Annotated in this window: 11 protein-coding genes; 5 read left to right on the top strand and 6 right to left on the bottom strand. The window is 74.4% G+C overall.

Annotated features, from left to right (window positions below):
- The first annotated feature begins 322 nt into the window (after positions 1-322).
- The 4 genes from HYE82_RS28240 (at position 323) to HYE82_RS28225 (ending at position 3,942) form a co-directional block, all read left to right on the top strand.
- Entirely contained in the window at positions 323-979 is a 657-nt protein-coding gene (locus HYE82_RS28240; protein ID WP_179176999.1) for a diacylglycerol kinase family protein, read from the top strand.
- 95 nt (positions 980-1,074) lie between these two features.
- Positions 1,075-2,739 carry an energy-dependent translational throttle protein EttA gene (gene ettA, locus HYE82_RS28235; RefSeq protein ID WP_179176998.1) on the top strand — a complete coding sequence of 555 codons (1,665 nt, stop codon included), beginning with the start codon at positions 1,075-1,077 and terminating at the stop codon, positions 2,737-2,739.
- Positions 2,740-2,746: 7 nt separating this feature from the next.
- Positions 2,747-3,223, top strand: a complete 477-nt coding sequence (locus tag HYE82_RS28230; RefSeq protein ID WP_179176997.1) for a thioesterase family protein — start codon at positions 2,747-2,749, stop codon at positions 3,221-3,223.
- Positions 3,220-3,942, top strand: coding sequence for a hypothetical protein (locus HYE82_RS28225; protein ID WP_179176996.1), 723 nt, complete (start codon positions 3,220-3,222; stop codon positions 3,940-3,942). The genes HYE82_RS28230 and HYE82_RS28225 overlap by 4 nt, the downstream gene beginning before the upstream one ends.
- Before the next feature lie 87 nt (positions 3,943-4,029).
- On the opposite strand, the gene HYE82_RS28220 is transcribed toward HYE82_RS28225, so the two are convergent.
- The 3 genes from HYE82_RS28220 to HYE82_RS28210 form a co-directional block, all read right to left on the bottom strand.
- Entirely contained in the window at positions 4,030-4,374 is a 345-nt protein-coding gene (locus HYE82_RS28220) for a DUF1036 domain-containing protein (protein ID WP_179176995.1), read from the bottom strand.
- Between the two features lie 9 nt (positions 4,375-4,383).
- On the bottom strand, positions 4,384-4,569 hold the full coding sequence (locus HYE82_RS28215) for a hypothetical protein (RefSeq protein WP_179176994.1): 186 nt from the start codon (positions 4,567-4,569) through the stop codon (positions 4,384-4,386).
- A 207-nt stretch (positions 4,570-4,776) separates the two neighbouring features.
- Positions 4,777-5,181 (bottom strand): globin, encoded by a 405-nt coding sequence (locus tag HYE82_RS28210; RefSeq protein WP_179176993.1) that lies wholly within the window; start codon positions 5,179-5,181, stop codon positions 4,777-4,779.
- Between the two features lie 109 nt (positions 5,182-5,290).
- Here HYE82_RS28210 and HYE82_RS28205 point away from each other — a divergent pair, with 109 nt between their 5' ends.
- A complete protein-coding gene (locus HYE82_RS28205; protein WP_179176992.1) occupies positions 5,291-6,406 on the top strand; it encodes a methyltransferase domain-containing protein in 1,116 nt (371 codons plus the stop codon).
- Here the strand turns inward: HYE82_RS28205 and HYE82_RS28200 are convergent.
- From HYE82_RS28200 to HYE82_RS38505, 3 genes are all read right to left on the bottom strand, one after another.
- Positions 6,387-7,427: an FHA domain-containing protein gene (locus HYE82_RS28200; RefSeq protein WP_179176991.1), complete on the bottom strand. Its 1,041-nt coding sequence runs from the start codon at positions 7,425-7,427 to the stop codon at positions 6,387-6,389. The two genes, HYE82_RS28205 and HYE82_RS28200, sit on opposite strands and share 20 nt — an antisense overlap.
- Positions 7,428-7,481: 54 nt before the next feature.
- A complete protein-coding gene (locus HYE82_RS28195) occupies positions 7,482-8,807 on the bottom strand; it encodes a VWA domain-containing protein (protein ID WP_179176990.1) in 1,326 nt (441 codons plus the stop codon).
- Positions 8,808-8,963: 156 nt separating this feature from the next.
- Entirely contained in the window at positions 8,964-10,481 is a 1,518-nt protein-coding gene (locus HYE82_RS38505) for a serine/threonine-protein phosphatase (RefSeq protein ID WP_309144474.1), read from the bottom strand.
- Between the last annotated feature and the right edge of the window lie 94 nt (positions 10,482-10,575).

The raw sequence follows: 10,575 nt of genomic DNA, 5'->3' as shown, positions 1-10,575 counted from the left end.
CCCGGCATCTCCGCCACCCGGTGGCGCCCCGCCATCCGGTCCGACCCCTCCGGCGGGTCCGGAGCCCCTGCCCGATCAGGCGTCCCCGCCGGGGCCGATGCGCCCGCCGGGTCCCGTCCCGCCGTTCGGCCCGGGGCCGCTGCCCGGTCCGGTGCCACCACCGGGGCCGGCACCCCTGCCTGATCCGGCGTCCCCGCTGGGACCGCCGTCCCCGCTGGGACCGCTGGGACCGGTGACCCCGCTGGGACCGGTGCCGCCGGCGGGGTCGGGGCTGCCGCTCGGGCCAGGGCCCCTGCCCGGGGCAGGGACCCCGCTCGGCGGGGTGGCCCCGGTCGCGGGCGGCGCGACCGCGGCCGGGGAGCGGCGGGACGGCGCGGACGGCGCGGGCTTCCCCGCCGAGGGCCCCGGGGAGGGCGGTACCGACGCGGGCGGGAGCGACGGGGCCGGGTACTTCCTGAACACCTTCAGCATCGGGGTCTACCCCGAGCTGCTGCGGTACCGGCTGCGCTGGGAGCCGCGGCTGGGGTACCTGCCCGCCGCACTGCTGGCCGCCTGGCGCGTGCTGCGCACCCAGCGTCCCGTACGGCTCCGGCTGGCCGGGCGGCCCCAAAGCGTCTGGCTGCTCTTCGCGGGCAACGGCACCTACCACGGCACCGGTGCGGCCCCGCGCCGCCGGGACGGCCTCGGCGAGGCCCTGCTCGACGTCCGCGTCGTCCACGGCGGCGGCCGCCCCGGCCCCCGCCTCCTGGCCGCGGCGCTCGCGGGGCCGCTCTCGCGGTCCCCCGTGCACACCGCCACCCGCCTGCGCAGCCTGAGCATCGGCGCGATCCCGCCCGGCACCCCGCTCGCGTACGACGGCGAGTACGCCCCGGCCCCCGGCTCGCTCCGCCTCGACAACCTCCCGGGCGCGCTGACCGTGTACCGCGACCGGCGCCGGGGGCCGGCCGCCGATCCCGGCCGACGGCCGCTGCGCCGCTGATCAGGGGCGCTGACCATACGGGTTTCCGCCCCGGGGTGGACGGCTGGCACTATGGGGTGTATCTGCCCATCCATCGATCTGCCGGACGGTTTCTCTTGGCTGAGTACATCTACACCATGCGCAAGGCGCGCAAGGCGCACGGTGACAAGGTGATCCTCGACGACGTCTTCCTGAACTTCCTGCCGGGGGCGAAGATCGGCGTGGTCGGCCCGAACGGCGCCGGCAAGTCCACCGTCCTGAAGATCATGGCGGGCCTCGAGCAGCCGTCCAACGGTGACGCCTTCCTGGCGCCCGGCTACTCCGTCGGCATCCTCATGCAGGAGCCCAAGCTCGACGAGTCCAAGACGGTCCTGGAGAACGTCGAGGACGGCGTCGCGGAGATCAAGGGCAAGCTCAACCGGTTCAACGCGATCGCCGAGGAAATGGCGACCAACTACACCGACGAGCTGATGGAGGAGATGGGCAAGCTCCAGGACGACCTGGACCACGCCAACGCCTGGGACCTCGACGCCCAGCTGGAGCAGGCCATGGACGCGCTGGGCTGCCCGCCCGGCGACTGGCCGGTGACCACCCTCTCCGGTGGTGAGAAGCGCCGCGTCGCCCTCTGCAAGCTCCTGCTGGAGGCCCCTGACCTGCTGCTCCTCGACGAGCCCACCAACCACCTCGACGCCGAGTCCGTGAACTGGCTGGAGCAGCACCTGGCCCAGTACAAGGGCGCCGTCGTGGCCGTCACCCACGACCGCTACTTCCTCGACAACGTCGCCGAGTGGATCCTGGAGCTCGACCGCGGCCGCGCCCACCCGTACGAGGGCAACTACTCCACGTACCTGGAGAAGAAGGCCGAGCGCCTCAAGGTCGAGGGCAAGAAGGACGAGAAGCGCCAGAAGCGCCTCAAGGAAGAGCTGGAGTGGGTCCGCTCCAACGCCAAGGGCCGCCAGGCCAAGTCCAAGGCGCGTCTGGCCCGCTACGAGGAGATGGCCGCCGAGGCCGAGAAGATGCGGAAGCTGGACTTCGAGGAGATCCAGATCCCGCCGGGCCCCCGCCTGGGCTCCATCGTGGTCGAGGTCAACAACCTCTCCAAGGCCTTCGGTGAGAAGGTCCTCATCGACGACCTGTCCTTCACCCTGCCGCGCAACGGCATCGTCGGCATCATCGGCCCGAACGGCGCCGGCAAGACCACGCTGTTCAAGATGATCCAGGGCCTGGAGAAGCCGGACGCCGGCGACATCAAGGTCGGCGAGACCGTCAAGATCTCCTACGTCGACCAGGGCCGCGCCAACATCGACCCGAAGAAGACCCTGTGGGCGGTCGTCTCGGACGAGCTGGACTACATCAACGTCGGCCAGGTCGAGATGCCCTCCCGCGCCTACGTCTCCGCTTTCGGCTTCAAGGGCCCGGACCAGCAGAAGCCGGCCGGCGTGCTCTCCGGCGGTGAGCGCAACCGCCTGAACCTGGCGCTCACCCTCAAGCAGGGCGGCAACCTGCTGCTCCTCGACGAGCCGACGAACGACCTCGACGTCGAAACCCTGTCCTCGCTGGAGAACGCGCTGCTCGACTTCCCGGGCTGCGCCGTGGTCGTCTCCCACGACCGCTGGTTCCTGGACCGGGTCGCCACGCACATCCTGGCGTACGAGGGCGACTCGAAGTGGTTCTGGTTCGAGGGCAACTTCGAGTCCTACGAGAAGAACAAGATCGAGCGGCTCGGCCCGGACGCGACCCGTCCGCACCGCGCGACCTACAAGAAGCTCACCCGGGGCTGAGTCGGCAATGGCCAGACATCACTACCGGTGCCCCCTGCGCTGGGCGGACATGGATGCCTTCGGGCACGTCAACAACGTCGTCTTCCTCCGCTATCTGGAGGAGGCGCGGATCGACTTCATGTTCCGCCTGGCACCGGGCGAGGGCAGCGACTCGTTCACGGGCGGCTCCGTCGTCGCCCGCCACGAGATCGACTACAAGCTGCCCCTCGTCCACCGCCACGAGCCGGTGCTCATCGAGTCCTGGGTGACCCGGATCGGCGCCGCGTCCCTGACCATCCGCTACGAGGTCAAGGACGAGGCGGCCGAGGACCGGCCCGAGACGGTGTACGTGCGCGCCGAGACCGTCGTCGTGCCCTACAACCTCGCCGAGGGGCGACCCCGCCGCATCACCGACGAGGAGCGCCGCTTCCTGGAGGAGTACCTCGACGAGCCCGCCCCCAAGGGGTCGTCCGCGAAGCGTTCCGAAGGGCGCCTGGCGGCATGACCGGGCAGCTGCGCTTCGCCGATTCCGGGGAGGCGGCCGACCTGGCCGCCTTCCTGGGCCGGCTGGTGCACTACGACCGCGCCGCCGCGGTCCGCCTCCAGGCGGGCGGCGGCGCGCTGGCCGTCTTCGGACGGCCGCCGTCGTTCGACGTCCTGGCCATCCGCACGGTGCGGCTCGCCGCGCCCGTCGGGACACCGCTGGACGTCACCGTGTCCGCCGGTGAACTGCTGGAATCCGTGGACGAGGGCGCCGCGGCCGCGGTCGTTCCCGCAGCCGTGACCGGCCCGCCCTGGGCCGGGGTGCTCCCGCCCCGCGGCGGCTGGCGGCAGCTTCCCGGGATGCCCGGCCCCGAGGCGATGCGGGCCGCCGTGGCCGAGGCGGTCGCCGAGTTCCGGGCCCGCGACGAGGCCCTGCCCCCACAGCACCGCACCCGGTCCGAGCGGGACCGGATCGGCCGCGACATCTGGTCCAGGACGCTCGGCGACACCGAGCTCCCGCTGCGCGCCGTGCACGCCGCGCAGTCCCTGGGCTTCCTGCGCCCCGTCCGCTCCGCCGTCGCAGCCGGGCCCGCCGGGCCCGCGCCCGCGGCTGCGCCCGACCCGGTGGCACTGCTCGCGGCCGGCGGCTGGCTGCGCCTGCGCACCCCGTACGGCTCGATCGCCCTGCGCCGCCCCGGCGGCGCGGCCGGACTCGGCGCGCTCCAGGTCCGTCCCGTCTAGTGCTGCGACGGTCCGCCCGCCCCGCCCCGCCGACTGCGGGAGCGGGAGCGGGCGGATCGCGTCGGCGTCGGTCCGGAGGAGCGGCTCCTACCGGAAGTTCATCGTGTGGTCCGGGGAGGTCACGGTGAACTCGGTCATGAGGATCGTCCGGCAGGTCGAGTCCGACACGTTCGAACACCACTCGAATGCCTTGTGCGGGACCGACTCCTGGTACTTGTCCCGCCATTCGGTGCCGTTGTTGTCGAACGCGTAGCAGTACCAGATGGGATTGTCGGCCTGCGGGTTACCGCCGTAGACGACGACGCTCTGCTGGGGGGCGATCTTCCACCAGCCCGCCTTGAACCAGTTGCTGCTGGAGGAGCAGTTCGGCTGGTAGCGCTCGAACATCGCCCAGATCTCGCGGTCGTGGTGGTTCTTGAACCTCAGCGGCATGGCATGCTCCTACTCTCCGCCCGGCTGCCGGCGGGCAGCGGGGCTTCCGTCGGGCCGGGTCAGGGCCTCTTTCGGGCTCGAGTTGTCCATGCGGCCGGGGGCAGCGCCGGACTGGCCGGCTGCCACGGCACGCTCGAACGCCTTCTCGTCCGCGTCGGTCTTGGGAGCCACCGCTTCGGTCGTCTCCTCGGACATGGGACCTCCAATCTCCGTCGGTTCGGTCCGGCGGAAAGGTTCCCTGGAGGAGGCGCGGTGTACCGGGACCGGTGGGCCGGTGCCCCGTACGGGCCCGGCGCGGGCGCTCGTACGGAGGCCCCTGTACGGCCGCTTGCACGGGCCCGCGCACACGGCAGGCGCAGGACCGGTACGGGCGCGGGCGCGCGACGCCGTCGGCCCGGTCGGTCAGTCCGCGGTGTTGACCATCGACGCGGCCGCGTACGTCAGGTACCGCCACAGCTGCGCTTCGTGCTCCGGCGCCAGGCCCAGCTCGTCCACCGCGACCCGCATGTGCGAGAGCCAGGCGTCGTGCGCGGCCGCGTCCACGCGGAAGGGGGAGTGCCGCATCCGCAGGCGCGGGTGGCCCCGGTTCTCGCTGTACGTGTTCGGGCCGCCCCAGTACTGCATCAGGAACAGCGCGAACCGCTCCTCGGCGGGTCCGAGGTCCTCCTCCGGGTACATCGGGCGCAGCAGCGGGTCCTGCGCCACCCCCTCGTAGAAGCGCCGGACCAGACGGCGGAACGTCTCCTCGCCGCCCACCTGCTCGTAGAAGGTCTGCTCCTGAAGCGTGTCCCGCGGAATCTCATTCACCCGACCATCGTCTCAGACACCCGGACGGAGGACGGAGGTCTTAGGACCCCGGCGGACCGGCTGCGGACCACGGTTCGCTTCCCGGGGGCCGCCGCAGGACAGTGGAGCCATGGGCGCACATACTCCGAGGTCCGCGAGGTCCGCGAGGTCCGCGAGGTCCGCGCGGCCCGAGCACACCGAGGCGCGGGACCTGTCGGCCACCGCGCACGCCGCCCAGGTGCGCGAGCTGGCCGCGGCCGGGGTTCTGGAGGACCCCGCCTGGCGGGCGGCGTTCGCGGCGGTGCCCCGGCACCTCTTCGTCCCCTGGTTCTTCACCGGCCGGGGGGCCGGGTACGAGCGGCTGTGGGGCGAGGATCCGGACCCGGCCCACCGGGCCCGGTGGCTGCGCGGGGTCTACACGGACGCGCCGCTCGCGACCCGGCTGCGCGACGGCGAGCTGGTGTCCTCCAGCAGCCAGCCGTCCCTGATGGCGAAGATGCTCGACGCGCTGGACGTGCGCGGCGGGGACAACGTGCTGGAGATCGGCACGGGCACCGGCTACAACGCGGCCCTGCTCTGCCACCGCCTCGGCGACGACCACGTCACCACCGTCGACCTGGACGAGGAGATCACCGAGTCCGCCCGGTCCCACCTGGCCCGGCTCGGCTACCGGCCGACCGTGGTCACCGGGGACGGGGCGCGCGGCTGCCCCGCCCGTGCACCGTTCGACCGGATCCTGGTGACGTGCACGCTGGCGACGATCCCGCTCGCGTGGCTGGGCCAGTGCCGTCCCGGGGCGCGGATCCTGGCCCCGCTGTCGACCGGACTGATCGCGCTGCGCGTACGGGACGCCGACTTCGCGGAGGGCCGCTTCCTGCACACCGCGGCGTACTTCGTCCCGCTGCGCGGGGCCACGGCCGCCGTGGCGGCGCCTGCCCCGGGAGCCGGGCCCGGATCCGGGGCCGCAGCCGGAGCGGGGGCGTGGACCGCGCACGGACTCCCGTACGAACTGGTGCAGAACGAGCGGTTCCAGTTCATGCTGATGCTGACCGCGGGCGCCCTGCACCCCCGGGAGGCCCTGGACCTGTGGCGCGGCGAGGGCCGGCCGGCCCGGGAGCGGTTCGGGGTGACGGTCAGCGCCGAGGGGCAGTGGTCGTGGCTCGACGACCCCCAGGGCCCCTACGTGTGGCCCCTGGGGGAGGCGGACGGAACCGATGCGGCCGGGGTCAGCCCCGGCGGATGGTGATCGTGGTCCAGGCGCCGACGTGCACGCGGTCGCCGTCGGAGAGGGAGACGGGCACGTAGGGCTGGATCGGGTCCTCGCCGCCGTTGATGGTGGTGCCGTTGGTGGAGTTCTGGTCCACCACCGCCCAGCTCAGATCGGGCTGCTGGACGAGCACCGCGTGCTGGTGGGAGACGCCCGGGTCCTCCGGCGGCACGGACAGGTCGATGTCGGGGGACTCGCCCGTGGAGGCGCGGCGGCGGCCGATGGTGATCTGGCCGCCGGTGAGCGGAAGGTGCTGCTCCGGGGAGTAGGCGGGCAGGCTGAGGGCGGCCGCCTCGGGGCCGCTGCGCTGCATCATCGCCAGGAAGTACGAGCGGTCGGGGCCGATCGTAGCGGTCCAGGAGCCGCCGCCCTGCGAGGGGAAGGGCCGCGACGGGTGCGGCTGGGACTGGTGCTGGACCTGGGAGTGGCGCTGTGCCTGGTGCTGTTGAGGCTGGGGCGACGTGTGCTGCTGAGGCTGGTGGGGCTGCTGGTACCCGGGGTGCTGCTGGTACTCCGGCTGCCGGTACTGCTGCTGCGGAGCCTGCTGCGGCTCGTGCGACGGCGGCGGCAGCAGCCAGTCGTCCTCCCGCTGCAGCGGCTCGGCCGGACGGTTCACCCGGGACGGCCGCGAGCCCTGGTAGTCGAAGGGGTCCTGCGGGAACGGCGACGAGGCGGGAGCCGGTGGCGGCGGGGGCGGCGGCACGGCGGCGGCCCCCGCCTCCTGCCCCGCCGGGGCGTACGAGGTCGCCGACCGCGTCAGGAAGTTGTACCGGCACTCCTCGCAGAAGGGCGCCATGGCCTCGCGCGGGGTCCGGCACTGCGGGCAGAGCTCGGCCTGGGCGGTCGGCTCGCCCGTGGTGGGAGGGTAGCCGTAGCCATAGGAGGGAGCGGCGGACGCGGTGGACGCGGCGGGCGCGCCCTGGGCGGCAGACATGCGGTGGCCGCAGACCTCGCACCAGTCGTCGGAGGCGGACTGGTGCCCGTTCGGGCAGGTCGGCATGGCGGCTCTTCCCCCTTCAGCCTGCGTCGTCGCGTCAGGCCTGCTCAGGTCTCGTCAGATTTTCTTCACTCGGACGGTCCGGATCGAACGTGTTTCAAGAGTCATCTCGTCGGCATCCGCGACCTTCGCCTTCAGCCGCACAGTACCCGCCGCGGCGTCGACCACATCCACCACCTTTGCCAGCAGTCTGGCCGTGTCCGCGTTCCCGGAAACGCTCGCCAGCTGCACCGCTCGCCCCAGCTTGGCCGTGGCACCGCCGACATCGCCCAGTTTGCGTGCCTGGAGGCCCTGCTGGATAGCCTGCGCGAGCTCCGCCTGTCCCGTGTAGTGGGCGACCTGCGGGTGGATGGCGGTGGAGGCGGCCGGATCGGAGGTCCACACCGCCCGGACCAGCCCCTGGCCGAGCACGGCCGGCTGCCCGTCCGGCGGGCCCGGCAGGACCATCGAGGCCCGCGCCGCCAGCATCTCCTGCCCCACAGCCGCGGGAGGCACGCGCACGCACACGTGGTACTCGCGACACTCGTCGCCCCAGGAGCCCGTCGGGTAGTCCCCGGCGCGCGGGCCGGCCCCGGAGCGGCGGCCGGTCAGGTCCTGGACGGCGGGGGCCACCTGCTTGACGTACTGGATCTCCGCGCCGACCGGGGTCCACAGCCGCAGCGCGACGTCCGCGACCTCCTTGCCCATGACCTTCTCCATCATGTGCGTGAAGTCCTCGGTGAGGTGCGCCGGATCGGCCACGATGTCGGCGGACCCGAGCAGCGCGCTCGCGATGCCCCTGACCTCCTGCACCTCCCAGTCGGTGCCCACCCCGCGGGCGTCGCAGGTGAAGCGGCCGGCGCAGGCGTCGAGGGTGGCCCGCAGCACGGCCGGGTCCTCGTGCTCGTTGCGGCCGTCGGTCAGCAGGATGCCGTGCCGGATGGGGGCCGTGGACCCGCGCAGCAGGCCGTCGGTGAGGCGGAGCCAGGTGCCGATGGCGGTGCCGCCGCCCGCCTGGAGGCCGCGCAGGGCCTCCTTGGCCTCCGCGCGGGTGGCCGGGCCGGCGACGGCGAGGCGGCCCCGCCCGGGGTAGACCTCCTTGGCCGCATGGTTCCCGGCGACGACGGCGAACGAGGTGCCGTCGCGCAGGGTGTCGATCGCGGCGGCGGTGGCCTCGCGGGCACCGCGCATCTTCTCCGGCGGGTGCTCCATGGACCCCGAGCAGTCGACCATGATCACGACGGCTGCGGGGCCGCGGCCGGCCGCCGCGCGGGTGGCGGTGGCCCCGCCGGTGGAGGTCACCGTGACGATGGCGTGGACCTCGCTCCCGCCCTCGGGGAGGAACTCGTTCTGGTACACCTCCACGCTGAAGCGCGGGGCGCTCGGCTTCGCGAAGTTCGCCATCGGGGGGACTCCTAGAGCAGGGGGTCGGGGGAGCGGGCCGGCTCCGACCCGGTCGGAACGGGCCTGATCGGCTCCGGCCGGTCGGCGCCTGATCGGCTCAGGCCCGTTCCGAGCCGGCCCGTTCCGGGCCGGCAGGTGGCAGGTGGGTCGGTCCTGTCAGGCCTGGGGGCGTGCCGCTTCCGCTTCGGCTTCCGCGTCGGTGCGCGCGTCCGTGGCCGTGGTCGTGTCCGAGTCCGTGCGCGCGGTGCCGGCCGGGCCGGCCTCCGGCTCCCCGCCGGGCGGCGCCGCGAACGGCACCACGGCCACGGTGATGTTGTCGTGGCCGCCCCCGTCGAGGGCGTGACCCACCAGGACCTGCGCACTGTGCAGCGGCCGGCACGCGGCGTCCGCGGGCAGGACCCGGGCCATCTCCAGCGCGGACTCGGCGTAGTTCCACAGGCCGTCCGTGCAGACGACGACGACTCCCCCGTGGTCCGGTTTGAAAGTCGCCGTGTGCGGCTCCAGATCGTACGCGTCGGCCCCCAGCCAGCCGGTGATGGCGTGCGCGCGGACGTCGGCGTACGCCTCGGCCTCGCCCATCAGGCCCGCCGCGACCATCTGGGCGGCCCAGGAGTCGTCCTCGGTCAGACGGCGGGGGAGCGCGCTGCGGTCGTCCGGCACCCAGTAGGCGCGGCTGTCGCCGACCCAGCCGACGGTCAGCAGGCCGCCGCAGACGACCGCGCCGACCAGCGTGCAGGCCGGGGCGTTCTGGGCTCCCGGGACCTCCGGGGCCAGGGCGGTCACCGAGGCCGCCGCGGCCAGGATGGCCCCGTGCATGGCCTCCTGGGGGTGGGTGCCGCGGGGGAGGGCGTCCAGCAGGGCCTCGTTGGCCGCGGCGGCCGCCGCGGCCGACGCGTCGTCGGGGCGGCTGGCGGAGGACACCCCGTCGCAGACGACGGCCACGGTGGCGGTGGAGCCGTCGGGCAGGGCGGTGGCCGCCACCGCGAACGAGTCCTCGTTGCGGTGGTGGCGCAGCCCGCGGTCGCTGACTGCGGCCACGCTGCCCAGCGCCTCCTCGACGTGGTCCCGCTCCCGGGGCTGGGCGTGCCCGCAGTGCTCGCAGTACCCGTCGGTGTCCACCTGCCCGGCCCGGCAGGCGACGCACGTCTTCCCGCCGGCCCCCTGCGGGGCGCCCGTGCCGTACGGGTTCTCCTGGCCGGCGGGCGTTCCGCCGTACGGGGCGTCGTACACGGCGGGGCCGCTGCCCCGCGGGGGCTCGCCGCCCGCCGCGGGGGGACCGTACGGGCTCTCCTGGCCCTGCGGGGCGCCGGCGTACGCGGACTCCGGCGCGGGCGGGGCCGCCGCGTACGGGTCCTCGTGCCCGGCGGGGACACCGGTGCGCCGGGGTTCGTGCCCGGCCGCGGCCGAGGTGCCGTACGGGCCCTCCCGGTCTGCGGCCGCGCTGCCGTACGGGGCTTCGTCCGCGCCCCAGTGCGGGCCGGCGACCGGGCGGTCGTGGCGGGTCTCGCCGCCGCCGAACACCGCGCCCTGCGGCGCCGGTCCCGCAGGAGCGGACCGGGGCGCAGCGGCCGCGGCCGCGGCCCACCCTGGCTCGGGACCCGCGAGGGGGTATCCGTCCGCGGCCGGTGCCGCCGGCCCGGCCGACGGCTCCCGGGTGGCGGCGGGAGCCGGCACCGCCGCGGGCGCGGCGGCAGGTCCGCCCGCGGGCGGCGGGGCCGGGTGCCCCTGGCCGCCGGGGGCACCCGGCGGAGCCGGAGCCGGGAGGGTG

Origin of the sequence: Streptomyces sp. BR123 (genome assembly GCF_013401435.1) — a bacterium.
Lineage (GTDB): Bacteria > Actinomycetota > Actinomycetes > Streptomycetales > Streptomycetaceae > Streptomyces.
This window is presented reverse-complemented; position numbering and strand designations above follow the sequence as displayed.